The 26,332-nt window shown below is 41.4% G+C and carries 23 protein-coding genes; 8 read left to right on the forward strand and 15 right to left on the reverse strand.

What is annotated here, in order from left to right; all coding sequences use genetic code 11:
• The 3 genes from K1I61_RS06155 to K1I61_RS06165 are packed head-to-tail and all read left to right on the forward strand — an operon-like array spanning window position 1 to window position 2,435.
• Window positions 1-738, forward strand: a complete 738-nt coding sequence (locus K1I61_RS06155) for an ABC transporter permease (RefSeq protein ID WP_042751712.1) — start codon at window positions 1-3, stop codon at window positions 736-738.
• Window positions 738-1,835, forward strand: a complete 1,098-nt coding sequence (locus K1I61_RS06160) for a sensor histidine kinase (RefSeq protein WP_223334079.1) — start codon at window positions 738-740, stop codon at window positions 1,833-1,835. The genes K1I61_RS06155 and K1I61_RS06160 overlap by 1 nt, the downstream gene beginning before the upstream one ends.
• The gene (locus tag K1I61_RS06165; protein ID WP_223334077.1) at window positions 1,836-2,435 is read left to right on the forward strand and encodes a response regulator transcription factor; all 600 of its coding nucleotides are present in this window, start codon (window positions 1,836-1,838) and stop codon (window positions 2,433-2,435) included. It abuts the gene before it with no gap.
• Between the two features lie 55 nt (window positions 2,436-2,490).
• Here K1I61_RS06165 and K1I61_RS06170 read toward each other — a convergent pair whose 3' ends face one another.
• The 9 genes from K1I61_RS06170 to K1I61_RS06210 all read right to left on the reverse strand — a co-directional run bounded on the left by K1I61_RS06170 (window position 2,491) and on the right by K1I61_RS06210 (window position 13,118).
• Window positions 2,491-4,071 (reverse strand): hypothetical protein, encoded by a 1,581-nt coding sequence (locus tag K1I61_RS06170; RefSeq protein WP_223334075.1) that lies wholly within the window; start codon window positions 4,069-4,071, stop codon window positions 2,491-2,493.
• Window positions 4,072-4,141: 70 nt separating this feature from the next.
• Window positions 4,142-5,362 carry a DNA cytosine methyltransferase gene (locus tag K1I61_RS06175; protein WP_223334073.1) on the reverse strand — a complete coding sequence of 407 codons (1,221 nt, stop codon included), beginning with the start codon at window positions 5,360-5,362 and terminating at the stop codon, window positions 4,142-4,144.
• Window positions 5,363-5,424: 62 nt separating this feature from the next.
• Complete coding sequence (locus tag K1I61_RS06180; RefSeq protein WP_223334071.1) at window positions 5,425-6,531, reverse strand: hypothetical protein; 1,107 nt, start codon at window positions 6,529-6,531, stop codon at window positions 5,425-5,427.
• On the reverse strand, window positions 6,512-8,029 hold the full coding sequence (locus K1I61_RS06185; protein WP_223334069.1) for an AAA family ATPase: 1,518 nt from the start codon (window positions 8,027-8,029) through the stop codon (window positions 6,512-6,514). The genes K1I61_RS06180 and K1I61_RS06185 overlap by 20 nt, the downstream gene beginning before the upstream one ends.
• A 51-nt stretch (window positions 8,030-8,080) precedes the next feature.
• Entirely contained in the window at window positions 8,081-10,732 is a 2,652-nt protein-coding gene (locus K1I61_RS06190; protein ID WP_223334067.1) for a valine--tRNA ligase, read from the reverse strand.
• Entirely contained in the window at window positions 10,725-11,303 is a 579-nt protein-coding gene (locus K1I61_RS06195) for an AAA family ATPase (protein ID WP_223334065.1), read from the reverse strand. The genes K1I61_RS06190 and K1I61_RS06195 overlap by 8 nt, the downstream gene beginning before the upstream one ends.
• Window positions 11,303-11,863, reverse strand: a complete 561-nt coding sequence (locus tag K1I61_RS06200; protein WP_223334063.1) for a GNAT family N-acetyltransferase — start codon at window positions 11,861-11,863, stop codon at window positions 11,303-11,305. The genes K1I61_RS06195 and K1I61_RS06200 overlap by 1 nt, the downstream gene beginning before the upstream one ends.
• Window positions 11,850-12,428 carry a flavin reductase family protein gene (locus tag K1I61_RS06205; RefSeq protein ID WP_223334061.1) on the reverse strand — a complete coding sequence of 193 codons (579 nt, stop codon included), beginning with the start codon at window positions 12,426-12,428 and terminating at the stop codon, window positions 11,850-11,852. The genes K1I61_RS06200 and K1I61_RS06205 overlap by 14 nt, the downstream gene beginning before the upstream one ends.
• Before the next feature lie 294 nt (window positions 12,429-12,722).
• Window positions 12,723-13,118, reverse strand: a complete 396-nt coding sequence (locus K1I61_RS06210; protein WP_006151340.1) for a helix-hairpin-helix domain-containing protein — start codon at window positions 13,116-13,118, stop codon at window positions 12,723-12,725.
• Between the two features lie 213 nt (window positions 13,119-13,331).
• On the opposite strand from K1I61_RS06210, the gene K1I61_RS06215 reads away from it, so the two are divergent.
• The 5 genes from K1I61_RS06215 to K1I61_RS06235 all read left to right on the forward strand — a co-directional run bounded on the left by K1I61_RS06215 (window position 13,332) and on the right by K1I61_RS06235 (window position 19,532).
• On the forward strand, window positions 13,332-14,084 hold the full coding sequence (locus K1I61_RS06215) for an isoprenyl transferase (protein ID WP_223334059.1): 753 nt from the start codon (window positions 13,332-13,334) through the stop codon (window positions 14,082-14,084).
• Between the two features lie 8 nt (window positions 14,085-14,092).
• Entirely contained in the window at window positions 14,093-14,896 is an 804-nt protein-coding gene (locus tag K1I61_RS06220; protein WP_024054371.1) for a phosphatidate cytidylyltransferase, read from the forward strand.
• Window positions 14,897-14,917: 21 nt separating this feature from the next.
• Window positions 14,918-16,174, forward strand: a complete 1,257-nt coding sequence (gene rseP, locus K1I61_RS06225) for an RIP metalloprotease RseP (RefSeq protein WP_223334057.1) — start codon at window positions 14,918-14,920, stop codon at window positions 16,172-16,174.
• Between the two features lie 16 nt (window positions 16,175-16,190).
• On the forward strand, window positions 16,191-18,044 hold the full coding sequence (locus tag K1I61_RS06230; protein WP_223334055.1) for a proline--tRNA ligase: 1,854 nt from the start codon (window positions 16,191-16,193) through the stop codon (window positions 18,042-18,044).
• A gap of 108 nt (window positions 18,045-18,152) precedes the next feature.
• A complete protein-coding gene (locus tag K1I61_RS06235) occupies window positions 18,153-19,532 on the forward strand; it encodes a glycoside hydrolase family 1 protein (protein WP_223334053.1) in 1,380 nt (459 codons plus the stop codon).
• Window positions 19,533-19,608: 76 nt separating this feature from the next.
• Here K1I61_RS06235 and K1I61_RS06240 read toward each other — a convergent pair whose 3' ends face one another.
• From K1I61_RS06240 to pbp1b, 6 genes are all read right to left on the reverse strand, one after another.
• Window positions 19,609-20,283 carry a rhomboid family intramembrane serine protease gene (locus K1I61_RS06240; RefSeq protein ID WP_223334051.1) on the reverse strand — a complete coding sequence of 225 codons (675 nt, stop codon included), beginning with the start codon at window positions 20,281-20,283 and terminating at the stop codon, window positions 19,609-19,611.
• The gene (locus K1I61_RS06245) at window positions 20,267-20,806 is read right to left on the reverse strand and encodes a 5-formyltetrahydrofolate cyclo-ligase (protein ID WP_223334049.1); all 540 of its coding nucleotides are present in this window, start codon (window positions 20,804-20,806) and stop codon (window positions 20,267-20,269) included. The genes K1I61_RS06240 and K1I61_RS06245 overlap by 17 nt, the downstream gene beginning before the upstream one ends.
• A 3-nt stretch (window positions 20,807-20,809) precedes the next feature.
• Window positions 20,810-21,940 (reverse strand): N-acetyldiaminopimelate deacetylase, encoded by a 1,131-nt coding sequence (locus K1I61_RS06250; RefSeq protein WP_223334047.1) that lies wholly within the window; start codon window positions 21,938-21,940, stop codon window positions 20,810-20,812.
• Window positions 21,941-22,002: 62 nt separating this feature from the next.
• Entirely contained in the window at window positions 22,003-22,701 is a 699-nt protein-coding gene (dapD, locus tag K1I61_RS06255) for a 2,3,4,5-tetrahydropyridine-2,6-dicarboxylate N-acetyltransferase (RefSeq protein ID WP_223334045.1), read from the reverse strand.
• 63 nt (window positions 22,702-22,764) lie between these two features.
• Entirely contained in the window at window positions 22,765-23,697 is a 933-nt protein-coding gene (locus K1I61_RS06260) for a DMT family transporter (protein ID WP_223334043.1), read from the reverse strand.
• Between the two features lie 9 nt (window positions 23,698-23,706).
• The gene (pbp1b, locus tag K1I61_RS06265; protein WP_223334041.1) at window positions 23,707-26,250 is read right to left on the reverse strand and encodes a penicillin-binding protein PBP1B; all 2,544 of its coding nucleotides are present in this window, start codon (window positions 26,248-26,250) and stop codon (window positions 23,707-23,709) included.
• Window positions 26,251-26,332 lie beyond the last annotated feature (82 nt).

Here is a 26,332-nt window from a genome sequence, read left to right on the forward strand (position 1 = left end):
ATGAAACGATGGATCGCATTAAATAAGATAGAATTTCTATTGACCAAACGGCAATTAGTCTATTATCTTTTGTCAGTAGGGATGCCGACAGCCTTTTATTTATTCTTTTCAGGCATGTACCAGGACACACCAGGTGGACCAGCGAATTTTATGCGCGACTACCTCATCTCCATGACGGCTTTTTCCATGATGTCTACCGCTATCTTTTCATTCCCAGTTGTTTTACATACCGACAAGATCAACAACTGGCAGAAAATATTACGTCATAGCCCTGTAAATATGGTAGAATATTATCTATCAAAGATAACAAGTATGATGGTTGATTATTTGGTCTCAATTCTGGTTGTTTTCTCAGTTGGACATTTTGTAAGAGGTGTGGACATGTCTCTTGGAAACTGGATTGGGGCTGCGCTTTTGCTGATAGTAGGAAGTGTAGCTTTTGTAGCCCTTGGTTTGGCCTTGACTCTCCTACCAACTAGTCAGTTGATGTCTGTTGTAGGCAATCTTCTTTACTTTGGCTTGGCTGTTTTAGGCGGACTCTGGATGCCCGTCTCTTTATTTCCAGACTGGATGCAAGCAATCGGGAAGCGTCTACCAAGCTATCAGTTGATGGAATTGATCAAGACCTTCTTAAATGAGGGTGGCATCAATTTATCAGCCACAGTTTATCTACTTGTTTTTTCAGCAGTTTTGTTTGGTTTGACCATTTACCTTCAAGGTCATAAGGAGAATGCTTAATGCTTGTAAGACTGAAGAGCATAGACTATATGTATTGGGCCAGTTTGATTTTTATGGTTTTTCCCATCCTTCCTGTAGTGATTGGGGAGCTTGCTGTCTGGCATTTATTGATTGATATTCTATTTGTAGTGGCGTATTTGGGTGTTTTAACAACTAAGAATCAGCGCCTATCTTGGCTTTTCTGGGGCATCATGCTGGTCTATGTAGCTGGGAACACCGCCTTTGTTGCTGTAAATTATATCTGGTTCTTCTTTTTCCTTTCCAATCTCTTAATTTATCATTTTGGTGTACGTAGTTTAAAGTCTTTACATGTCTGGACTTTTATCCTTGCTCAAGTGCTTGTGGTGGGGCAACTGTTTATTATTCAGAGAATCGAAGTTGGGTTTCTATTCTATCTACTTGTAATTCTTGCTTTTGTCGATTTGATGACTTTTGGTTTGGTTCGGATTCGGATTGTGGAGGATTTGAAAGAAGCGCAGGCCAAGCAAAATGCCCAGATAAATCTATTGCTTGCTGAAAATGAACGCAGTCGTATCGGTCAGGATTTGCATGATAGTCTGGGACATACCTTTGCGATGCTGAGTGTCAAGACAGATTTAGCCTTGCAGTTGTTTCAGATGGAGGCTTATCCACAGGTGGAAAAGGAATTAAAAGAAATTCACCAGATCAGCAAAGATTCCATGAATGAGGTGCGAACCATTGTGGAAAATCTGAAATCACGGACCCTAGCTTCAGAACTTGAAACTGTCAAGAAGATGCTTGAGATTGCTGGGATTGAGGTTCAAGTTGACAATCAGTTGGACAAGGCTAGTTTGACCCAGGATGTAGAGTCGACGGCTGCTATGGTTTTGTTAGAGCTGGCGACCAATATCATCAAGCATGCCAGCGCTGAAAAAGCCTATCTAAAACTGGAACGTACAGATCAGGAATTGGTCATGACAGTTAGAGATGACGGGAAAGGTTTTGCAACTGTAAAAGGAAATGAACTTCATACAGTCCGTGACCGTGCAGCAACCTTCTCAGGTCAAGTAGAGCTGGTCAGTTTGAAAGATCCCACAGAGGTGCGCGTGCATCTACCTTATAAGGAGAGAAAGTAGATGAAAGTATTAGTCGCAGAAGATCAAAGTATGCTGAGAGATGCCATGTGCCAACTCTTGAGCTTTCAGCCAGATGTGGAGACTGTCTTGCAGGCGAAAAATGGAGCTGAAGCCATTGAGGTTTTGGGGAAAGAAGCAGTAGATATTGCCATCCTTGACGTCGAAATGCCAGTAAAGACGGGACTAGAAGTGCTCGAGTGGATCAAACAAGAAGTGCCTGAAACCAAGGTAGTTATCGTTACGACCTTTAAACGTCCAGGCTATTTTGAACGAGCGGTCAAAGCAGGAGTCGACGCCTATGTCTTGAAAGAGCGAAGCATCGCCGAACTCATGCAAACCCTGCATACGGTGTTAGAGGGACGCAAGGAGTATTCTCCAGAGCTGATGGAAGTCATGATGACCCATCCCAATCCCTTGACCGAGCAAGAAGTCGCTGTTCTACATGGAGTAGCCCAAGGCCTCTCCAACCAAGAAATTGCAGATAAGCTCTACCTTTCAAACGGTACTGTCCGTAATTACATGACCAATATCCTCTCCAAGCTAGGCGCCAGCAACCGAACCGAAGCAGCCAAAACTGCCGAAGAAGAAGGCTGGTTGTGAGGGGAGGTAAGTAAAAATCTCTTAGAAATGAATCTAAGAGATTTTTTTGTGTTGTTCAGGTTTGTTTTGCTACCCAGCCGATGGCATCGCTTGGTGGATTTTCAGTATCAATCCAGATGAATTCAATACCGATTTCGCCATTTTTAAACTTGGTCAATCGAATACCGTTGATTTCTAGTTCATTGAGTCGTTGTCCTGTCAATACTTCTCGTTCCTTCAATTGGAAAACGCCACGCAAGATCCAATTTCCAAGAATTTCTTGCTTATCAGTGGATTGAATCGCTTTACCAGCTTCTTGGTTGATATAGGCATTGATGACATCACCAGAAGGTAAAAATCTTAGTTTAAAGGTTCGTTCTTCTTTAGACAGAGCCAGTTTTTTAGAGTCAGATTCAAAAGTCCCAAACCCAGGACCAAAGAAGTCTGGTTTTTCATCATGGAAGTTCTTGGAGTCAGGTAGGGGAATGTAAACCTCGCTAACTGGACGATATACAAGTTGTTCCATTTCTTTAATGAGTTTTTCATTGCCAGTATTGTGGACGAAGTTAATCAAATCCTCACGAATAGCCTTCATCTTAGCTTTTTCTTCCTTGCTAGTCCATTTTTTCAAGAGGATTTCTTCTAGGGAGAAGGTCACAAAAGCTAGTTCTTCTGGAGCCAGACTATCCTTAAATTTATCCTGAATCTTTAAAATTCGTGGGAGACGATCTTTTTTGGCTAGTTTTGAACCACCGTTAAAGGCATTAAAACCTGAGTTTTCTTCCACATTTCCATGTTTATCTGTTATAACCCAAGACACTGTTTCTAAGATATCGGATTGTTCCTTTTCAGCTGTCAGTAAATGAAGATTTTCAAAGAGAGAAAAAGGATCTTCGATGTAATGAACGTCCCAAGTATCTACCACAATGTCTTTATTATTAAAAGTCATGTGGAGCTGACTGTCAGCTGCCGTGTACTTGTAGTGGTGTTGTCCATCCGTAAAACGAAAATTGGTTGGATTATTTTTGGTAGTTGATCCTTCAATGACCAGATTATCAATATCGACTGGCAAATAAGTCGTCTCCCCAACAAAAATCCTAGGATTTTCTCCTTTTGGTGTTGGCATTAGAACGTGATAAACAGCTTCAACATTGACCGAGTCCGAGTTAAATCCCTTAATTTGCGCCTTAGAAGACTCTATTCTCTGATTCCTCAAAGTCGCAATCTTTCTAGCTAACTCTTCATAGCGTTGATAGTTTTCCTTGTCTGCCGTTTCTTTATCTACTGAAATATCTGCATGAAACTTGATATCACCCAATAAGTCCGTCCAAGATTGAGAATCCTTCTTGAACTGGGCAATTTTTTGGTCTCCAGAATTAATCCCAAAAGACTTGATACCCACTAGATATTTATGATTTTCATCTACAACGACGGAAGCATCATAGGAAGTATTGGCAATATCTTCCCCAACGGCATTAAAGGCTTTTTGAAAAACAGTCTCCTGAAATTTGGAGTTGACGATAGGAGTGACAGATTGTTCTGTTTCTCCCTCGTCTTCGGATTCTGCCTTTTGAGAGAAAGCTTGGCTCAAACTAGCAAAGTTGGTAATTAAGGTTTTGTATTTGTCTTTTTGTTCAGACTTTAGATGTTCCCACATAAGCACCCTCTTTTCTATTCTCAGTATATCAAAAGAAGATTAGTTTTTCACTAATCCTCTTATATATTCGTTAATTAATACTGTAAAATTCGAGTTTGCCTTGTTTTTTTACAAGTCTCAAATACTCTTCGTCTGACAGAACTGCTAAACCATCATTATAAGACTTGATTCTTTCCAGAGCTTTATCATAGCTATCTACAAAATCCTTGACATAGGACTGCCCTTCAAACTGGCCATTCATCTTGGTATAGATAATGGCGAATTTTCCTGAACGGTTAAGTTGAGATTGCCCTTGGCTGTCATTTAAAGCCTTGGCAACATTTTCCGCGATGCGTTTAATCACGGGCACAACCACACTGTTGCCAGCTTGTTTGTAGAGCTGACCGTTAGAAACCCCCTCTGGGATTTTAAAGGATTTAGGGTAACCTTGAACGTTAAAGGTTTCTTTCGGTGTCAGCTTACGGATCTCACCGCTGTCTGTCAAAATCAATGGAACGTTGTGTCCACCTGTTCCCATATTTGCTGTGAGGGTAGGGACAACTCCGTTTTTATTTTCACGGACATACTGACGACGCCACTGGTAGACCGTATCTTGACTGGTCACTTCAAACTTCAACTGGTCGTAGAAATTTTGCTTGCCTTCACGGTAGTAGTAGACCTCATCTAACTTATCTCCGAAGTTAATGACGTCTTGAAGAGTTGTAGTCAGCTTGATTTCCTCTGGAAATTCAAACAAGTCATAAGCTTCCTTGGTATCAAAACCAACGATGTAGATCCGCTCACGGTTTTGTGGGATATTTCCGTAGTCTTTTCCGTTGAGAACCTTCCACTTGATAAAGTAGTTGTTCTCGGTCAAGGCTTCACGAATAACTTTGAAGGTATTGCCATGGTCATGACCGACCATGTTCTTGACGTTTTCGATGAAGATAGCGCGAGGTTTGCATCCCTCAATCATGCGAAGCAATTCGAAGAAAAGATCGCCACGATCATCATCAAAGCCCTTGCGATAACCCGCAATACTGAAGGCCTGACAAGGGAAACCTCCCATAATCACATCCACGCGCTCAGCTGGAATGTCCTCTGGCTGAACATCGTGAATATCACGACCATCCAAATAGGTATCTGGATGGTTTAACTGATAAGTCTGACGCGCATACTTATCAAATTCATTGGCATACACCACTCTGAACTCGTTGGTCTGTTCAAATCCCAACTCAATTCCCCCAACACCTGAGAAGAAGGCTGCAATGTTGTACTTCTCAGGTTGGTTCGAACTTACAGAATTTGTCATGTAGTTACCTGCTTTCTAAAATAAATAACTAAATGTTATGACGGTTTATATAAAAATCAACATTATGGAATCCTTCTACCAACACAACCCCATGTAAAAATTTCCTTTCCAAGCTCAGTCCATTTTGAATCAATAAATGTATTTTTTACGAAGTTCTCAAATATGAAAATTAAATCTTCACCGTTCTCTAAACTTTTCTTAGAAAGGTATTCAATAGCTTTTTCCAATAAACCACATTGACTAATAATAACTTTGGAAATATGTAAGCTTTCTAAATTTTCGCTTACTTTAAATGATTCAACACAATCTTTCCAACAAGCATCATAGTTATCAGTATATGTTTTATTTCCTAGATAGATACCCTTTTTCATATCAAAGTAAAAATACAAATTTGATTCTTTCTCATACAATCTATTTAAAAACTTTATAGTATGTTGTGCATTAATTTCTCTACTATCATATATTTCTTCAATGAGTTTTAACGGAATTAAGTTCTCGACTTCATGGACACCCTGCTCAGCTAATGAAATACATTCGAAAAACTTTCTGTCTTTTGAGTCTATTATCTTTAGTACAGCTTTTAACGTTCCACCTATTGTATCCCCGGGATATTTTTGGTCGCCATCAAATATACCGAGTAATAATCTATTTTCTTGCTTAATTAACCCATCAAGTATAGTAGCAGAATTTTGTCCACCTCCGGGGACTATATCAAACGAAAGGTTATAACTAATTCTATTTCTAGAGGCAAAATACAATCCAATATAGTGATAAAAATCAAAATCGGTTGAATCTTCAACTATAAGTTGTGTTTTCGATAAAAACTCATTTTTAAGAATATCTGATACTGTAATAATATGACAATTATCACATTCGATACTATTATTAGCAACAATTGTATAGTATCTACTTACAACTTTTTTTAATCCTTCTGTTTCAGGGCTTTTTCTTCTCAAATCACCAAATAACCTCCGAGCATTAACCTCAAGAAGTGTACAGTTTTTTAAGTAATCTAGCACATCACGGTCTGCAATAATTACGTTTAATCCTTTTCTCCTATTTGTCGCTAAACTATTTAGCATAGAACATACGTCTGGGTCCTCCTCTGCTAATAATTGCAGACAACTTTTATGAATTTCAAATATCATTTTAGAGATAATTCCCTTCATCAAAGAATCCAATAGGCCAGTTTTCAAGAAACCCTTCTTCATCATACGAAGAAGACTCAACAATTGTTTCCATTTTCTCATTTTTCTTTGAAAAGATTTGTATGTTTACATCTTCGTTTCCTATTTTCTTCTTGTAGATTAAATCTCCAATTTTATTAATAATTGTTTCACTGTGAGTTTCAATAATAAATCGGAAATTACGATTAGCTAAACTACATATCGCTGAAATCAGCTTACTTTGTAGTTTTGGATGTAAATGAAGTTCGGGTTGTTCAATAATAATTGTGGTAGGGGATTTCAATAAATACAATTTTTTCCGTGGATTATAAGCAATAAACCAAAGTTGAGTTACAATAGGAAGGATTTGGCTATAACCGAATCCAGTATCAGATAGGTTATATCGATTCTGATCTCCATTTTTTCTAATATAAATAGATACATATCCTTTATTAATCCCATCGTAACCTATTTCATCTTTTTCTACTTGGAAGCCTAAAAATTCATTTGTCCATTCTTGAAATTGTTGAAACTTTATATTATCAAGATTATACAAAAAATCAACAAGATTCCTGCCACTAGAATCTACTTCTTCAATTGATAAATTTCTTAGCCTATAATATCTTTCAGCAGTAGCTCTGATAGGAGCAATATAAACAGATTTATTAAAATAGGACGTGATATAGTTATCAGAAATTTTTAAAATCATCTCTAAAAATTTAATCATTAGTATATCTTTATAAATTATTAACTCGTTTTCTGATAATTTCTTAACTTTTGTAATTTCAAACTCGTCATTATCACGGTTTACTTTAAATAACTTTTCCAAATCTCTTTTTATAATATCATGATATTCCCAAAAGGTCGGTATATCATCACTGTTTATTTCTTTAATTATGTCTCCTAATTCTTTTTCGAGAATCTCTTCTGAATCAAGTAGATTATTTAGTTGAAAAATACTATCTAATCTATGTATATATCCACTATCTGAAGTAAGTAATCCATATTCTCTATCACCTATATTTATTTTCTTACTTTGCACATCAATCGTTATGTCTTCATCCAATATAGAAATAGTTACTCTTGAAATTCTCTCTAATTCATTACTTTTATTTTTTTCTAAACAAATTGAAATAGTTGTTTTGTTGAATTTAGGTACTTTTTCAAAAAAGGATCGTTTGTTTAATTTGTAAAAACGAGCGTATTTTATTATTTCGTACCTAGGAACGTCAAATGAAAATGAAAATTCCATTTTGTCGTGTCCCTTTTGATTATTAACCGCTGTATCAAAATCACCAAAATCTACGTCGTTTTGATCATAACCACTCCAAAACAAAACACCTCGAATCTTTCTATTAATAGTTTGTTTTAATAAAGGAAAAAAACGTAAAAAAGTACTTTTACCCGAGCTATTAGACCCCAAAATAACATTTAATGGTTTAATTTCAATATCCCCAGTATCTACAAGACTTCTTAAATTCTTAAGTCTAATCGAATCCATATATCCGCTCCATTTCTTTTGTTCAGTTATAGAAATTAAATCACTTCCACACTACTTAACCAACTTCTTCATCTCATCAATACGTGCGACGGTCGCGTCGTATTTAGCTTGGTAGTCGGCTTGTTTGTTACGTTCTTTTTGGACGACTTCTGGCTTAGCATTGGCTACGAAGCGTTCGTTAGAGAGTTTATTACCGACCATGTCCAGTTCTTTTTGCCATTTAGCGAGTTCTTTGTCGAGACGAGCTAATTCTTCTTCGACATTGAGGAGGTCTGCTAGTGGCAAGTAGATTTCTGCTCCTGTGATGACGCTTGACATAGCGAGTTCAGGTGCAGGGATGTTTGATGCGATTTCCAAGTGTTCTGGATTTGTGAAGCGTTTGATGTAGTTGACATTGCTGTTAAAGAAGGCTTCCAAGTCGCTATCGCTCGTCTTAACAAGGATAGTGATTGGCTTGCTTGGTGCAACGTTTACTTCCGCGCGCGCATTACGAACAGCACGAATCAAGTCTTTGAGACTTTCTACACCAGTGTGAGCTGCAAGGTCTTCAAAGGCTGGGTTAACAGTAGGGTATTCTGCTGTAACGATAGAGCCTTCTGAGATTTGTCCGAAAATTTCCTCTGTCACGAATGGCATGATTGGGTGAAGGAGACGAAGGATCTTGTCCAAAGTGTAAAGGAGAACAGAACGTGTGATGACTTTCTCTTCTTCGTTATCGCTATAAAGGACTTCCTTGGTCAACTCGACGTACCAGTCCGCAAACTCGTCCCAGATGAAGTTGTAGAGGATGTGGCCAGCGACACCAAACTCAAACTTATCAAAGTTTTCAGTGACTTTTCCGATAGTTTCATTGAGGTTGTGGAGAATCCAACGGTCTGTGACATTTCCAGCTTCCTTGTTGACAACTTTTTCCACATTAGCAGTTGCTTGCTCAAGGGTCAAGCCTTCATTGTTCATGAGGATGTAGCGCGAGATGTTCCAGATCTTGTTAATGAAGTTCCAAGAAGCATCCATTTTCTCGTAAGAGAAGCGCACGTCTTGACCTGGTGCAGAACCGTTTGAAAGGAACCAACGAAGGGCATCAGCACCGTATTTTTCGATAACATCCATTGGGTCAATTCCGTTGCCGAGAGATTTAGACATCTTGCGTCCTTGCTCGTCACGAATGAGACCGTGGATAAGGACGTTTTGGAATGGTTGACGGCCAGTGAATTCCAATGATTGGAAGATCATACGAGACACCCAGAAGAAGATGATATCGTAACCTGTTACCAAGGTTGAAGTTGGGAAGTAACGTTTGAAGTCTTCTGCTTCCACATCAGGCCAACCCATAGTTGAGAATGGCCAGAGGGCAGAACTGAACCAAGTATCCAAGACGTCTTCGTCCTGAGTCCATCCGTCGCCTTCAGGAGCTTCTTCACCGACGTACATTTCACCCTCAGCGTTGTACCAAGCAGGGATTTGGTGACCCCACCAGAGCTGACGAGAAATAACCCAATCGTGGACATTTTCCATCCATTGGAGGAAGGTATCGTTGAAACGAGGTGGGTAGAATTCTACCTTATCGTCTGTGTCTTGATTGGCAATAGCATTTTTGGCCAATTGGTCCATCTTAACGAACCATTGCGTTGACAAGCGTGGCTCAACCACGACACCTGTACGCTCTGAGTGACCAACACTATGGACACGTTTTTCGATTTTAATAAGGGCACCTATTTCTTCCAACTTGGCAACGACTGCCTTACGAGCTTCGAAACGGTCCATACCAGCAAATTCGAAAGCCAAGTCGTTCATGGTTCCGTCATCGTTCATGACGTTAACTTGTGGCAAGTTATGGCGTTGACCAACCAAGAAGTCGTTTGGATCGTGGGCAGGCGTGATTTTCACGACACCTGTACCAAACTCAGGATCTGCGTGCTCATCACCAACGATTGGGATCAATTTATTAGCGATTGGAAGGACGACGTTTTTACCGATCAAGTCCTTATAGCGGGGGTCTTCTGGATTGACAGCAACGGCAACGTCCCCAAACATGGTCTCAGGACGAGTGGTTGCCACTTCAAGGGCGCGGGAACCGTCTTCTAGCATGTAGTTCATGTGGTAGAAGGCACCTTCGACATCCTTATGAATCACCTCAATATCAGAAAGGGCTGTGCGAGCTGCTGGGTCCCAGTTGATGATAAACTCACCACGGTAGATCCAACCTTTCTTGTAAAGGTCCACAAAGACCTTGCGAACGGCTTTTGACAAGCCTTCGTCAAGAGTGAAACGTTCGCGAGAGTAGTCTACAGAGAGGCCCATCTTGCCCCATTGTTCCTTGATGGTAGTGGCATATTCGTCTTTCCATTCCCAGACTTTGTCGAGGAATTTTTCACGCCCGAGGTCGTAACGACTAATGCCCTCACCACGCAAGCGCTCCTCAACCTTAGCTTGAGTAGCAATCCCCGCGTGGTCCATCCCTGGAAGCCAAAGCGTATCAAAACCTTGCATACGTTTTTGACGGATGATGATATCTTGCAAAGTTGTATCCCAAGCGTGACCAAGGTGGAGTTTCCCAGTTACGTTTGGTGGTGGAATGACGATAGAGTACGGCTTAGCCTTTTGATCGCCTGAAGGCTTGAAAACATCTTCGTCAAGCCATTTTTGGTAACGACCAGCCTCAACCTCGGCTGGATTGTATTTAGGTGAAAGTTCTTTAGACATGTGTTTGTCCTTTCTCTATTGTTTTCATTTTTTCTTGAATCTGCTTTGCGACTTCCTCTGCAGACAGATTCGTATTATCAATTTTCAGGTAGTGGTGAAGACCACTCGGTTGCTTTTGAGAATTAAGTTGATCTGTTTTATCAGTCTCTAAAATTTCTCTTTCAGATACCTCAAAATTCCGTTTCAAGGGTTTGTATTTCAACCGATTCTCCGTCCGATTGCGACGTAAGCGCTCCTCAAGAGACGTTTCTAATTCAACAAAGAGAATCTCTTGATGATACTCATTTAATAAATCTTGAATATCCTTCAAATACATCAGATGATATTGATTTGAAAAATCAGTTACACCTGTTAAAATCACCGACCGATGATGCCTGGCGCTTGTTCCAAGAAAAGAAAAGTTAACGCTACGAACAAATTCCCACATTTCTTCCGTAAAATCCTGATAGATTTCGAGTGCGAAATCAATTGGTTGATGGTTGAAAAAGAGAGTCGCACCGGTGAGTTTCGAAAGTTCCTGACCAATGGTCATTTTCCCTGCAGCTGGAGCTCCAATGATGAAAACATGCATCAATCCACCTCCCACTCACTCTTCAGCAAGCCATATCTCAAATCATCACAGCGGTTGCCTTGAGCATCTTTGCGGTCTCTTATGCGAGCTTCAAGGGTGAAACCAAGTTTCTCAGCAACTCGTTGACTTTGAAGGTTGTAACCAAAGCAAGACAATTCAATCTTGTGAAGACCCATTTCTTTAAAGCCTAAGTCAATCAAGGCTCGCGTTGCTTCTGGCACATAGCCTCGCCCCCAATAGTCTGGGTGCAAGGTATAGCCAATCTCCAGTACATCGTCTTCATGGCGATGGTTGAAATCAACTGAGCCAATAACTTTATCAGTCCCTTTGACCACAATTCCATAGCCTGCTGGGAGATTGTCCTTTTCATTGTGCTTGGGAAGGATATGTTCCAGATAATAAATCTCATCTTCCAAGGTCTTGACGGGTGGGAAACCTGCTGGGTAAGAAACTTCTGGGAGACTAGCGTAGGCATGGATATCCTCAGCATCCGCCACTGTACGGACTCGTAAGACTAGACGCTCCGTTTCGATTCGTTCTGGCAGTTCAGCTCTTGTCATTCTTCTGCCTCGCTTTCTTAATAAAGCTTCCCATGGGATCAACTCGGTTATCTAGATAACGGTAAACGCGCTGATGACCGTCCCCCATAAAGTAAGTCGGTGCAAAACGGTCATTTTTAAAATGTCCCTTGTCATCTAAGAGTTCTGGGTCAGCCAGACGGTCTATAATCTTGGCAAAGATATGACAGATGCCATCTTCTTCGATAATCCGATCAACCTGGCAATCCAAAACGACTGGACAAGCCTCCAAAATCGGTGCCTGAGTTCGTTCAGAAATCTCATAGTCAAGGCCCAGGTGTTTCAATTTCTCCCGATGGCTGATAAAGCCAGCCTGCTCCATCTTAAGCATGAGGTTTTCGTCAGGGATGTTCACAGTGAACTTCTGATAATGCTTAATCTGGTCAGCCGCATTTTCCTCAGCACCAACCCCGATGACGAGCCAATCGCCTAGACTATAGGAGGAACTGCAGGTCGTGATATTGTGTCCAAAGTTCTGGTCCTGATACCCCAAAATGAAGATTGGAAAACCAAAGTAGAGCTTACTTGTTTTAAAAGATTGTTTCATGACAACCTCCTTTTACTAGGTCGCAACAAAAAAATCGCCCCTGTCATTAATCTGACAGGGACGAATATTTTTTTATCCGCGGTACCACCCAATTTCGGGCAGATGCCCGCAACTCTCGTCTTTAAAACAAAAAGACATTTATATTTCATTTTTTAATTTCATCCATTAGCAACCAGTTTTGATACATTTGTGGACTTCTCAGCACCGCCACTTTCTGTAAAATGTGGGACTCAAAACACCTCTAATGGCTATATTTTAACAAGTTTTTGACGGAAAAGCAAGGAACAAGAAAGATTACTTGAACTTGATGCCGTTCTCTTTTAATTTCTTGATTGTAGCTGGACCGATTCCTTTCAAAGCAAGGAGTTCTTTTTCTGTCCAGTTTTTGAAGTCAGCAGCAGACTTGATTCCTTCATCGTAGAAAGTCTTGGCACGGTCGACTGAAAGTCCACCTAGGTTGGCTGCGAATTCTTCTACTGAGCTTGTAACCTTTTGAGCTTGTTCTTTAGTTGCTTCTACAGTTTTTTCAACTTGCTTAGAAACAGCTTTACCAGCGTTGTTTGCGGCTTTTTCAGCGTGTTTCACAACTTTTTTTGTTTCTTCGACAACCTTGTTTACAGCGTTTGAAAGTGCGCCTGAGCGACGAAGGCTGTTTCTCAATTGTTTTTTACGTTGTAGTTTTTTTGACATGATAAGATCCTTTCAATAAAAAACCCCTGTGACTGAACAAGGATAAATCTTTATGTTTTATTGTATCAACTTTCTTTGGGAAATGCAAGGCTTGTCAGTTTAGAAAGATAGGAAATCTATAGGAAATTCCGCCTTAGAATAAGAAAAGATGATAGAAGAAATGCGAAAAATATGGTATAATGAAACGATAGATTTTTGAATAGGAATACAATCATGTTTGGATTTTTAAAAAAAGATAAAGTTACAGAAACACCAGCGGTGGTGCCAGCACATATCGGAGTTATCATGGACGGGAATGGTCGTTGGGCTAAAAAACGCATGCAGCCACGTGTCTTTGGGCATAAGGCTGGGATGGATGCTCTGAGAACAGTAGCCATTGCTGCTAGTGATATGGGTGTCAAGGCTATGACTGTCTATGCCTTCTCGACTGAAAATTGGACACGTCCAGACCAGGAAGTCAAGTTTATCATGAACTTGCCTGTTGAATTTTATGATAAGTATGTCCCCGAATTGCACCAAAAGAACATGAAGATCCAAATGATTGGGGAAACCGATCGCTTGCCAAAACAAACTTTTGAAGCTTTGAAAAAGGCGGAAGAGTTGACCAAGTTAAACACAGGTTTGATTCTTAACTTTGCCCTTAATTACGGTGGACGAGCTGAGATTACACAAGCGGTCAAGTTGATTGCACAGGATGTTTTGGATGCCAAGGTGAATCCAGGCGATATTACAGAAGAGTTGATTGGGGAATACCTCTTTACAGGGCATTTGCCTAAGGTCTTGCGTGATCCGGACTTAATCATTCGAACGAGTGGGGAGCTTCGCTTGAGCAATTTCTTGCCTTGGCAAGCAGCTTATAGTGAACTTTATTTCACAGATGTTTTGTGGCCTGACTTTGATGAGGAAGCTTTGAAAGAAGCTATTGCAGAGTATAATCGCCGCAATCGTCGATTTGGAGGAGTTTAGGAAAAGTTATGAAAAAGGATTTATTAAAGAGAACTATATTTGCCGCTCTGGCCTTAGCAATCTTTATCCCGCTCTTGGTGATTGGTGGGCTTTGGTTACAGATTGCTATGGGACTTCTAGCCATGCTAGGGGTTCATGAGTTGCTTCAGATGAAAGGGTTAAATACCATGACCCCTGAGGGTTTGCTGACCTTGTTAGCGACTTTTGCACTGACAATCCCCCTAGAAAACTACTTGACATTTTTACCTGTAGATGGGAATGTTGTCGCATATGGTGTTGTGATTTTTATCATGTTAGGTTGCACTGTTTTTAGCAAGAATTACACCATTGAAGATGCTGTATACCCAATCGCTATGAGTTTCTATGTTGGTTTTGGATTCAATGCTTTAGTGGATGCTCGAATCGCAGGTTTGGATAAAGCCCTCTTGGCCCTCTGTATCGTATGGGCCACTGATAGTGGTGCTTACTTGGTCGGAATGAATTTCGGTAAGAGAAGATTGGCTCCGAGAGTCTCTCCGAACAAATCAATCGAGGGAGCCTTTGGTGGGATTTTAGCTGCCATGCTTGTCACTCTTATCTTTATGTTAGTGGATAGTACGGTTGCCCTTCCTTACGGCATTTACAAAATGACGCTCTTTGCAATTTTCTTTAGTATTGCAGGGCAATTGGGTGACTTGATTGAAAGTGCTATGAAACGCCATTTTGGTGTCAAGGATTCGGGGAAATTTATCCCAGGACATGGTGGGGTGCTGGATCGCTTTGACTCTATGTTGGCTGTTTTCCCTATTATGCACCTCTTTGGCTTATTTTAAGGAAAGGTGAACAAATATTAAATGTTAGGATTATTAACCTTTATCCTTGTTTTTGGAATTATCGTGGTGGTTCACGAGTTCGGCCATTTCTACTTTGCTAAGAAGTCTGGAATTCTGGTTCGTGAATTTGCCATTGGTATGGGTCCGAAGATTTTTGCCCATATCGGGAAAGACGGGACTGCTTACACGATTCGTCTCCTACCGCTTGGTGGTTATGTCCGCATGGCAGGTTGGGGTGAGGATACCACAGAGATTAAGACAGGAACTCCTGTTAGTTTGACCTTGGCCGAAGATGGTAAGGTGAAGCGCATCAATCTTTCTGGTAAGAAGGTCGACCAAACGGCTCTTCCTATGCAGGTAACCCAGTTTGACTTTGAGGATAAACTCTTTATCACAGGTCTGGTTTTGGAAGAGGAAAAAACTTTCTCTGTAGACCATGATGCAACGATTGTAGAAGCTGATGGGACGGAAGTTCGTATCGCTCCGCTAGATGTTCAATATCAGAATGCGACTGTCTGGGGCAAGTTGATTACCAACTTTGCTGGTCCTATGAATAACTTTATTCTAGGAGTTATCGTTTTTTGGATTCTGATTTTCATGCAGGGTGGCGTTCGAGATACGCAAAGCAATAACTTTAGTATCATCCCTGATAGCGCGATTGCTAAGGCCGGTGTTGAAAATACAGCCCAAATCACTAAAGTCGGTTCACACGAAATTAGTAACTGGCAAGACTTGATTCAGGCAGTTGAGACAGAGACCAAAGATAAAACAGCGCCTGTATTGGATGTAACAGTCTCTGAAAATGGAACTGAAAAACAAGTTAGTGTGACCCCTGAGGAAAACCAAGGTCGCTATATTTTAGGTGTTCAACCGAGACTCAAATCAGATATCTGGTCTATGTTTGTAGGTGGATTCACCTCTGCTGCTGATTCAGCCTTGCGCATTCTCAACGCCTTGAAGAGCTTGATTTTCCAGCCTGACTTGAATAAATTGGGTGGACCTGTTGCTATCTTTAAGGCAAGTAGTGATGCTGCTAAAAATGGTCTTGAGAATGTCTTGTTCTTCTTGGCTATGATTTCCATCAATATCGGGATTTTCAACTTGATTCCTATCCCGGCACTAGACGGTGGAAAAATCGTGCTCAACATCATCGAAGCCATTCGCCGTAAACCGCTGAAACAAGAAATTGAAACCTATGTGACTCTAGTTGGAGTTGTGATTATGGTTGTCTTGATGATCGCCGTGACTTGGAACGACATCATGCGTACCTTCTTTTAAGAATTAGAGGAAAAATATGAAACAAAGTAAAATGCTTATTCCAACGCTTCGCGAAATGCCAAGCGATGCTCAAGTTATCAGCCACGCCCTTATGTTGCGTGCTGGTTATGTTCGCCAAGTATCAGCAGGTGTTTATTCTTACCTACCACTTGCTAACCGTGTTATCGAAAAAGCCAAGAACATTATGCGCCAAGAGTTTGACAAGATGGGTGCTGTTGAAATGTTGGCCCCAGCCCTTCTCAGTGCGGACCTTTGGCGTGAATCAGGACGTTATGAGACCTACGGTGAAGATTTGTATAAATTGAAAAATCGTGAGAAGTCAGACTTCATCTTGGGTCCAACTCACGAAGAAACTTTTACAGCTATTGTCCGCGATTCTGTTAAATCTTACAAGCAATTACCACTGAACTTGTACCAAATCCAGCCTAAGTACCGTGATGAAAAACGTCCACGTAATGGACTTCTCCGTACGCGTGAATTTATCATGAAAGATGGTTATAGCTTCCACGCTAATTATGATAGTTTAGATGTTACTTATGATGAGTACAAGGCAGCCTACGAACGTATTTTCACTCGTAGTGGCTTAGACTTTAAAGCAATCATCGGTGACGGTGGAGCCATGGGTGGTAAGGATAGCCAAGAGTTTATGGCCATTACACCTGCTCGTACAGACCTTGACCGCTGGGTCGTTTTGGATAAGTCTGTTGCATCATTTGACGAGATTCCTGTAGATGTACAGAAAGAAATCAAGGCAGAATTGCTCAAATGGATGGTTTCTGGTGAAGATACTATTGCCTACTCAAGTGAGTCAAGCTATGCAGCTAACTTGGAAATGGCAACAAACGCCTACAAACCAAGCAACCGTGTTGTGACTGAAGACCAAGTAGCACGTGTGGAAACACCAGGTGTCAAATCGATTGATGAAGTTGCTGCTTTCTTGAATGTCTCTGAAGAGCAAACAATCAAGACCTTGGTTTATATCGCAGACGAGGAGCCAGTTGTTGCCCTACTCGTTGGCAATGACCAACTCAATGAAGTCAAATTGAAAAACTACCTTGGTGCAGACTTCTTAGAACCTGCAACCGAAGCGGAAGTGAAAGAATTATTGGGAGCGGACTTTGGTTCACTTGGCCCAGTCAATCTTCCAGAAAATGTCAAGATTATCGCAGACCGCAAGGTGCAGGATAGTCGCAATGCTGTTGTAGGTGCTAACGAAGATGGTTACCACTTAACTGGTGTGAACCCTGGTCGTGACTTCACTGCTGAGTATGTTGATATCCGTGAAGTTCGTGAGGGTGAAATCTCTCCAGATGGACAAGGTGTGCTCAACTTTGCACGTGGTATCGAGATTGGTCACATTTTCAAACTTGGGACTCGCTACTCAGCAAGTATGGGGGCAGATGTCTTGGATGAAAATGGTCGTGCTGTGCCAATCATCATGGGTTGCTATGGTATCGGTGTCAGCCGTCTCCTTTCAGCAGTCATGGAACAACACGCTCGCCTCTTTGTTAACAAGACTCCAAAAGGTGAATATCGTTACGCTTGGGGAATCAATTTCCCTAAAGAATTGGCGCCATTTGATGTGCACTTGATTCCAGTTAATGTCAAGGATGAAGAAAGTCTTGCATTGACAAATCGTATCGAAGAAGCTTTGGTCAATAAAGGCTACGAAGTCTTGACAGATGACCGTAATGAACGTGTCGGTGTTAAATTCAGTGACAGCGACTTGATTGGTCTTCCAATCCGCATCACTGTTGGTAAGAAAGCAGCTGACGGGATTGTAGAAGTCAAGATTAAGGCGACAGGAGATACAATCGAAGTTCACGCAGATAACTTGCTTGAAACCCTTGAAATCCTAACAAATAAATAAAATCTATAATCAGAAGAAAAACAAGACAAAAATGTAACTAGTTTTTGCCTTGTTTTTTCTTTATAATGAGAGAAAGTAAACATTAAAATCGTAAAAAGAGGTAGAGCTATGCTAAAATTTCCAAAGGATTTTGTCTGGGGTTCCTCAACTTCTGGGCCACAGACAGAAGGGCGAGTTCCTGGTGACGGAAAGGGAGATAATCTTTGGGATTATTGGTTTCAAGTGGAACCAAATCGCTACTACAATGGGATTGGACCAGACAAGACATCGACCTTCTATGAAAACTGGGAAAAGGATATCGAACTTTTGTTAGAAACAGGTCATACAGCCTTTCGGACCTCTATCCAGTGGTCTCGTATTTTCCCACAAGGCCGTGGGGAAGTCAATCCTCAAGGTGTGGCGTTCTACCGTCAGGTCTTTGAAGCTATTAAGGCCAAGGGAATCCTTCTCTTAGTCAATCTTTATCACTTTGATCTGCCTTTTGCCCTTCAAGAGGATGGAGATGGTTGGGAAAATAAGGCAACCATCAAGGCTTATGAAGACTATGCGCGTTTCTGTTTTGAAACTTATGGAGACTTGGTAGACCAATGGATTACCTTCAATGAGCCTATCGTTCCTGTAGAGTTTGGCTATTTCTATGATGCCCATTATCCTCATAAGGTAGATGCCAAAGCTGCCGTTAAGGTTGCCTACCACACACAACTAGCCAGCACTCTTGCGGTCAAAGCTTGCCATGAGGTTTTGCCTGATTCTAAGATTGGAATTGTCCTCAACTTGACACCAGCTTATCCACGTAGTCAGCATCCTGCGGATGTCAAAGCTGCTCGCATTGCTGATCTCTTCCAGGCTCAATCTTTCCTAGATCCATCTGTCTTGGGAACTTATCCAGAAGAATTAGTGGAAATTTTAGCTGAGCATGATTTGCTGCCAGATTCTACAGATGAGGAGTTGGAGCTTATTCGTGAGCACACAGTAGATTTCCTTGGAGTCAACTACTACCAACCCTTGCGTGTCATGGCGCCACGTTTTGCTAAGCATCTTAACAGCCCGCTCTTGCCGGAGCATTTCTATGAGCCTTACGTCATGCCCGGTCGTAAGATCAATCCACACCGTGGTTGGGAAATCTACGAGCAAGGAATTTATGACATTGCCCAAAACATCAAGGAAAACTATGGCAATATCGAGTGGATGTTGACAGAGAATGGGATGGGCGTTGAAGGTGAAGATAAATTCCGCGAAAATAGTATGATTCAGGATGATTACCGTATTGACTTTGTCAAAGGTCACCTTCGTGAGCTTCATCGTGCCATTGAAGATGGTGCTAACTGCAAAGGCTACTTGATTTGGACCTTTATCGACTGCTGGTCATGGCTCAATAGTTACAAAAACCGTTATGGTTTGGTCGAGCTTGACTTAGAAACACAAGAACGTCGCTTGAAAAAATCAGGCCACTGGTTCAAAGAACTCAGTGACAATAATGGATTTTAAGCTACTTTTCAAATAGATTCAAAAAACCATTGGAAATAAAGCTCTCTGAGAGAGTTTCCAATGGTTTTTCTTGTTCTTAGAATAGTCCGATAAAAAGTAGTAGAGCTGATAAAGCAATAAAGGCTAGGGTTGCTAGACCACGTTGGCCTGGGCTGTAAATCTTTCGTTCTCCTCGAACTGGGAAGACGATAGCCAGTAATGCACCCCCGACAGCACCCCCGACATGCCCAGCAAGGCTAATACCAGGCATTAAAATAGTACCTACTAGGTTGATGACTAAGAGGGAGAGGTAGGATTGACCAAGTTGTTGGAGATAGGGATTGCGTGAAGCATATCGGAGAACAACAATTGAGGCAAACATACCGTAGAGGGCAGTTGAAGCACCTGCAGTAATAGCATCAGGGCTAAAAACTAGGACAAAGAGATTCCCCATCATCCCTGATAAGAGGTAGATAAAGAAAAACTGCTTGGACCCAAAGATTTGCTCCATCTGACGTCCCAAAAAATAGAGGGATAGCATATTGACTAAAAAATGCTCTAAGCCAATATGGACAAAGGTTGCGGAGAATAAACGCCAGACTTGCTCAGGCATGGCTTTGATAGCAGGGGGATACACAGCTCCGAATTGATACAAGGTGGCTGCGCTGGTATAGTTGAAACCGCTGGTTAGAAACATGAGTATGAAAACCAGGGTTGTCACGAGTAGAAAGAAGCTCGTGACAGGATAACGACGATCAAAAATTTCTTTCATAGATGAGTACCTCCTTAACAGGAATATCGTAGTGCTCAGGTTGAAAATTCTGAATCTGACATGGATAAATCGTACTAATAGTATGACCTGGGAAACGCTCTAAGTAGCGGTCGTAATAGCCACCTCCATAGCCAACCCGATAGCCAGAAGTGTTGAAAGCTAAACCAGGAACATGAATCAGGTCAATTTGAGAGGGTTCAAGGATTGTGAAGTCTCCTTGAGGTTCAAGAAGTCCAAAAGAATTTCTTTCGAGTTTCTCTGGTTCATATAGAACAAAGTCCATTTTCCCATGTGGATAGGTTTTTGGAATGAGGAGTGTCTTCCCATCTTTTTGAGCTTGTTCAATGAGTCTAGCTGTCTGAAATTCATGAGGAAAAGACAGGTAAGTGGCGATGGTCTTTGCTTCCTTGTAGAAGGGATGTAGAAGTAGTTGCTCAGTCAACCAAGCGTCCATGACTTCCTTTTCTTCGGCTGATTGAGATTTGAGTTCTTGCAAGACCTGCTTGCGTAGGGATTTTTTCATTGTTTACTCCGCAGCTTTCTTTGCTAAAAAGCTTGATACAGCCTCGACACCGACAGCCAGAGCTTCTTCCTTAGGACTCATCTGTGGATGGTGAAGAGCATGGGGACTATCAATTCCAAGCCAGAACATGACTCCAGGAACCTTTGATAGAAGATAACCAAAGTCTTCTCCTGTCATGGCAGGTTCGATGTCGATTAGTTCAATTCCCTCTTTTTCATCAAAGAAGGTCATCAATTCTCGAGCTAATTCAGGGTTGTTTTCGACAGGTAGGTAACCTCCCTGTTTGAGTTCAACTTCCACATCCATATCAAAAGCAGCTGCGACACCTTCAGCGATGGCTTTGACACGTTTTTGAACCAAGAGGCTCATGCTATGTGTGAGGGCTCGAATGGTTCCATGCAAGAAAGCTGAATCAGCGATGACATTATTGGTTGTACCAGCTTGAAAGACACCGAAAGTGACGACAGCTCCCTCGATAGGATCAACATTACGGCTGACAACCGACTGAACTTGAGTGACAAAATAGCTAGCTGCAACCAGAGCGTCGTTTGCTTGATGTGGAAAGGCAGCGTGACCACCTTTACCCTTGAAACGAATCTTGACTTCGCAAGTTCCTGCAAAGAGTGTATGGGTATTGGTCGCAATCTGTCCAACTTTTAGGTCTGGACGAACATGAAGCCCATAGAATTGGTCAGGCAACCAGTCACCAAAGGCCCCATCTTCATACATGAGCATGCCACCTGCTTCATTTTCCTCGGCAGGTTGGAAGAGAAAGAGGAGATTGTTTTTAGGTTGGTTTTCTAGAGCACGTTCGAGACTTCCTAGGGCAATGGTCATGTGAAAATCATGTCCACAAGCATGCATACGGTCTGGGTGCTGAGAGGCAAAGGCAAGACCTGTTTGTTCAACGATTGGGAGTCCGTCGATATCTGTTCGCCAACCGATGGTACGTTCTGGCTGACTTCCCTGTAAATAAACTAAAATACCTGTTTGCCAAGTACGAATCTGAACAAAATCCTTACTAGCTGTTAATTTCTCAATGACATTAAGCAAATAAGCTTGAGTCTTGACTTCTTCTAAACCGATCTCAGGAATTTGGTGAAGATCGCGTCGAGTTTGAATCAAATCTAACATATCTAATTTCTTTCTACTGATACGATAAAGAGGCTGGAAAAGTTTTCCGCCTCTGTCACTAATTACAAGGTACGAAGCGCATCCTCTAGCGCTGTTTTTTGCTGGGTTTGGCTATCGATTTCTTTGATGATACGAGCCGGAACACCTGCCACCACAACATTTTCTGGAACATCTTGAGTGACGATGGCACCTGCAGCGACAACAGAACCGCTACCGATTTGAACACCTTCGATAACCACAGCGTTAGCACCGATGAGTACATTATCACCGACACGGACAGGCTCTGCACTAGCTGGTTCGATAACACCTGCAAGGACAGCTCCCGCACCCACGTGACTATTTTTACCGACAATAGCACGTCCACCTAGAATAGCACCCATGTCAATCATAGTGCCAGCACCGATTTCAGCACCAATATTAATGACGGCCCCCATCATGATAACAGCGTTGTCGCCAATCTCAACCTGGTCACGGATGATAGCGCCTGGCTCGATACGAGCATTGATGTCGCGTTTATCAAGAAGAGGTACAGCTGAGTTGCGAGCGTCTTGCTCAACAACATAATCTTTATTTTCTGTTAGTCCTTCAAGAAGAGGTGCGATATCCTTCCAGTCTCCAAAAAGAACATTTCCAAGTTTGGTAACAGAAGCAGGGATAGCTCCGGCAAGTTGCCCCTCAAAGGTTACTTTTACGCTGGTCTTTTTCTCAGCATTGGCGATAAATTGGATAATTTCTTGTGCATTCATTTTTGTAGCAGTCATAGATGTCTCCTCACTCTTTGTAATGCTTACTATTCTACCAAAAAAGGCTTCAAAATTGAAGCCTTAAGTGTTAAAAGAAGATTCTTTCAGTTTGTCCTTTGATTCTTCGATGGACAAGAAGATCATGGGAATAATAATCAAAATCATAGCTAATAGCAGGTAGCCGTCCAAGACCAGACCTAGAAATAGAACGCTTAAAATAGCAGAGGATAGCGGTTCACTTGCACTAACCACTGACACCACCAATGGGGATACCAGCGAGACAGCCTTCATGGATAGGAAAAAGGCAAAAGCTGTTCCCAGAAAGGCAATGGTCAAACAAATCAAGATGCTCACCCAATCCAGCTGAAAGCTAATTCTATATACAGGATAGAGAAAATTACTAAAGAGTCCAGCCAGCATCATTCCCCAACCAACAGTGGGAACAAAACCATATTTTCGAGCAAATGGCTGGGGCAAGATGACATTAAACATGACGCCCAGCGCACTGAGAAGTCCAGTTAATAAAGCGATAGGAGTGATGGATAACTTAGAGAGATCGCCTTTGGTAGCCATCAAAAAGACCCCAAGCATAGCAGTTAAAACATAGAAGATTGCTTTTTTAGAAGCTTTTTTCTTGTAGATGATACGGTTGTATATGAGAATGAAGACAGGACTGATAAATTGTAGGATGCTTGCAGTTGTCGCATTAGAGTATTCTACACAGAGATAAAAGAAATACTGAACGGAGAAGATACCTAAGATGGCATAAGCCAGAAAAGGCAGGTAGTTTTTGCGCTTTCTCCAGATATCGAATAGCTGTGAGCGAAACTTAAAGCTAGACAAGATGAGCACGAAACCACCTGCAAGGCTTAGTCGCATGGAAGTAATCCAGCCGGATGATACTTGATAATGCGTAAAGAAGAATTCTCCTAAAATGCCACAAATACCCCATATTAATCCAGATAGGAGGGAGTAAATGGTTCCCTTAAAAATATTCTTTTGATACTGATTCATATAGAAAGGTTAGCGTTGTAGTCTATTTGACGAAGAGTCGTTACTTCCGTTGGTAATATTATTGTTATTATTACCATTATTATTGTTGTTATTATTATTGCTATTATTATTTCGGTTATTGTTATTATTGCTATTGTTGTTTGAGTTATTATTGTTGGAATTAGATGATTTTGGTAGACTTCCCAAAATAGTATTCCAAGCATTTTGGTAATCAGAGTCACTTCCACCAATAGCAAATTTATAAGTAGTAGTTGGAGCGCCAGTTTGGTTAGCCCAGTAACTTGTTACCATTTCTCCAGTTACTTCAATTTCTCTACCGTTAATAGTAACCTTACCTGGTTTCTGACCAGTCGATCTAAGGACTTGAGAAGAAGTGACACTTGAGTCAAGGCTAAATCGTTCAGAACCCCAAACAGAAGGAGAAGCTTGCTGAATAGCATTGACCAGATAAGCCATGTATTTGGCGTTGCGGTAGTGACCTGCACCCTTACCAAGAGGTCTGTTGTCATCGTGGCCAAGCCAACCGCCAAGGGTCAATCTTGGAGTTGAAAGCATAAGCCACATGTCACCATCTTCATTGGTTGTACCAGTTTTACCAATCCAGTCAGCACCCGCTAAACTTGGGTTGATAGCAGCAAGATCGCTCTGGAAGCTTGAAGTGATTCGTGACGAAATAACATCTCTCAATAAGCTCTGCATAATAGTTGCAGTCGCTTTAGAGTAGACCTGTACAGGTTCATCTTTGTGCTCATAGATAACCTCACCACTAGTTTTTTCGATTTTCGAAATCATGAATTTTTTATGATAAACACCGTTGTTGGCTAAGGTTTGGTATCCGTTTGTATGTTGAGCTACAGTAACATCGATTCCTCCACCCATAGGCAAACTTTCAATGTCGTATTCCGGGATTTCATAGCCCATTTTTTCCATGTAAGAGCGAACATTAACACCCTTTTCACGGAGTGTGCGATAAGTCCAGTAGGCTGGGATGTTCCACGAATAATTGAGGGCTTCTTTCAAGCTCATCATGGCTGTACCAGGGCTATTGACATACATGATTGGGTTTCCGTTTGAGAAGTTAGTTGGATAGTTAGATAGGACACTTGCACTTCCCATCAAACCTTGGTCAATGGCAATACTGTAGGCCAGGATTGGTTTAGTAGTTGAGGCAGGAGAACGTTTAGTATTAAAGGCGTGGTTGTTTTGGTTGCTTTGGTAATCACGACCGCCGACAAATCCTAGGATAGCACCGGTTTGGTTATTCATCAGGACATTTCCGACTTCAGGTTGACCGGTATTATCATCAACTAGATAGCCATAGTTTGCGACCGCATCTTGCATGGCAGTATGGATAGCTTTGTCGATTGTAGTTGTGATACGATAACCACCATTTTGAATCTCTTTTTCAGCTAATTCACGATAAGATTTTTGGATAGACTCGTTTTTGAGTTCTTGGGCAGAGACGTTGTCTTTTTGTACCAAGTAGTCATACATGAGATTAGTTGCTTCATCGAGAGCAGTAAAGTAGAGATAGCCCCTAGAAGTTACGTCTACACTTTCAGCTGGTAAGAAATCTTGTTTGATGTCGTATGCTTTATAGGTTTCGTAATCTTCCTGACTGAGGACCCCCGTTCTGTACATATTGTAAAGAACATCTTTGGAACGTTTGATACCAAGTGCCATATCTTCTTCACTCTTCATTTCTCCCGTAGATTCATAAGGTGAGTAAGAGATGGGACTTTGTGGCAAGCCAGCTATGAAGGCTGCTTGAGGTATCGTTAGTTGATTGGCGTCAACACCGAAAATACCCTTGGCAGCTTGTTGAGCTCCTGCGATATTTTGCCCTTTATTGTTACGACCAAATGGAGCGACATTGAGATAGGTTGTCAAGATTTCATCCTTGCTCATTGCTCTCTCTAAAGCCAAGGCATCCACGATTTCAGTAGCTTTACGAGCTAGTGTAGGAGCGTCACCAACCACTTGTTGCTTGATGAGCTGCTGTGTTAGTGTAGAACCTCCACTAGAAGAACCAAGTCCGATAAAGTTCCCGAGGCTGGCACGAATAACCGCTTTAGGAACGACTCCATTGTGTTCGGCAAAATGTTCATCCTCAGTCGCAACGATAGCTTGTTTGAGATTTTCTGAAATAGCATCTGATGCGACAGAAGTCCGAAGGAGGTCACTTTCGATAGCACCAATCATGGACCCGTCAGCATAGCGAATCTCAGAAATGGATGGAATATCGTTCACTTGTTTGACTAAATCTTCTGTTTTAGGAACGGTCACCTTGTCAAATAGAGATACAGCATAACCGAAAACAACCCCAGTACCTAAAAGTCCACCAAGAAAGGCGATGATGAATAGGGTATTAAAGGTTGCCTTGATTCCTAGTAAGATATTGGCAAAGATAGTCCAAATATTCGTTTTGGTTTGCTTTTTCTTTTTAGAATTTTTAGGACCTTTTTTTCCTAGATGTATATTTTTTAGTTTTGTTTTAAGGGACTCCAGTAAGGCCAGTCCTTTTTCTTTCATAGATAATAATTTATTCTTCATTTCTTTCCTCACTCCTTATTATTATACCATAAAAGCAATGATTGCAAGAAATTAGGCTTGGACTAGCTTTGGAGGTGTTTAG

The organism is Streptococcus infantis (genome assembly GCF_019929665.1).
GTDB classification, from domain to species: Bacteria; Bacillota; Bacilli; order Lactobacillales; family Streptococcaceae; genus Streptococcus; species Streptococcus infantis_H.

What these genes read in the sequence shown, in the direction of transcription:
- K1I61_RS06215 (WP_223334059.1), top strand. Translation starts at nt 13,332, where the DNA reads ATGTTTGGATTTTTAAAAAAAGATAAAGTTACAGAAACACCAGCGGTG.
- K1I61_RS06155 (WP_042751712.1), top strand. Translation starts at nt 1, where the DNA reads ATGAAACGATGGATCGCATTAAATAAGATAGAATTTCTATTGACCAAA.
- K1I61_RS06210 (WP_006151340.1), bottom strand. Translation starts at nt 13,118, where the DNA reads ATGTCAAAAAAACTACAACGTAAAAAACAATTGAGAAACAGCCTTCGT.
- K1I61_RS06170 (WP_223334075.1), bottom strand. Translation starts at nt 4,071, where the DNA reads ATGTGGGAACATCTAAAGTCTGAACAAAAAGACAAATACAAAACCTTA.
- K1I61_RS06230 (WP_223334055.1), top strand. Translation starts at nt 16,191, where the DNA reads ATGAAACAAAGTAAAATGCTTATTCCAACGCTTCGCGAAATGCCAAGC.
- K1I61_RS06175 (WP_223334073.1), bottom strand. Translation starts at nt 5,362, where the DNA reads ATGACAAATTCTGTAAGTTCGAACCAACCTGAGAAGTACAACATTGCA.
- K1I61_RS06205 (WP_223334061.1), bottom strand. Translation starts at nt 12,428, where the DNA reads ATGAAACAATCTTTTAAAACAAGTAAGCTCTACTTTGGTTTTCCAATC.
- K1I61_RS06195 (WP_223334065.1), bottom strand. Translation starts at nt 11,303, where the DNA reads ATGCATGTTTTCATCATTGGAGCTCCAGCTGCAGGGAAAATGACCATT.
- K1I61_RS06240 (WP_223334051.1), bottom strand. Translation starts at nt 20,283, where the DNA reads ATGAAAGAAATTTTTGATCGTCGTTATCCTGTCACGAGCTTCTTTCTA.
- K1I61_RS06235 (WP_223334053.1), top strand. Translation starts at nt 18,153, where the DNA reads ATGCTAAAATTTCCAAAGGATTTTGTCTGGGGTTCCTCAACTTCTGGG.
- K1I61_RS06260 (WP_223334043.1), bottom strand. Translation starts at nt 23,697, where the DNA reads ATGAATCAGTATCAAAAGAATATTTTTAAGGGAACCATTTACTCCCTC.
- K1I61_RS06220 (WP_024054371.1), top strand. Translation starts at nt 14,093, where the DNA reads ATGAAAAAGGATTTATTAAAGAGAACTATATTTGCCGCTCTGGCCTTA.
- K1I61_RS06250 (WP_223334047.1), bottom strand. Translation starts at nt 21,940, where the DNA reads ATGTTAGATTTGATTCAAACTCGACGCGATCTTCACCAAATTCCTGAG.
- K1I61_RS06245 (WP_223334049.1), bottom strand. Translation starts at nt 20,806, where the DNA reads ATGAAAAAATCCCTACGCAAGCAGGTCTTGCAAGAACTCAAATCTCAA.
- K1I61_RS06160 (WP_223334079.1), top strand. Translation starts at nt 738, where the DNA reads ATGCTTGTAAGACTGAAGAGCATAGACTATATGTATTGGGCCAGTTTG.
- pbp1b (WP_223334041.1), bottom strand. Translation starts at nt 26,250, where the DNA reads ATGAAGAATAAATTATTATCTATGAAAGAAAAAGGACTGGCCTTACTG.
- K1I61_RS06200 (WP_223334063.1), bottom strand. Translation starts at nt 11,863, where the DNA reads ATGACAAGAGCTGAACTGCCAGAACGAATCGAAACGGAGCGTCTAGTC.
- K1I61_RS06180 (WP_223334071.1), bottom strand. Translation starts at nt 6,531, where the DNA reads ATGAAGGGAATTATCTCTAAAATGATATTTGAAATTCATAAAAGTTGT.
- dapD (WP_223334045.1), bottom strand. Translation starts at nt 22,701, where the DNA reads ATGACTGCTACAAAAATGAATGCACAAGAAATTATCCAATTTATCGCC.
- K1I61_RS06185 (WP_223334069.1), bottom strand. Translation starts at nt 8,029, where the DNA reads ATGGATTCGATTAGACTTAAGAATTTAAGAAGTCTTGTAGATACTGGG.
- K1I61_RS06165 (WP_223334077.1), top strand. Translation starts at nt 1,836, where the DNA reads ATGAAAGTATTAGTCGCAGAAGATCAAAGTATGCTGAGAGATGCCATG.
- rseP (WP_223334057.1), top strand. Translation starts at nt 14,918, where the DNA reads ATGTTAGGATTATTAACCTTTATCCTTGTTTTTGGAATTATCGTGGTG.
- K1I61_RS06190 (WP_223334067.1), bottom strand. Translation starts at nt 10,732, where the DNA reads ATGTCTAAAGAACTTTCACCTAAATACAATCCAGCCGAGGTTGAGGCT.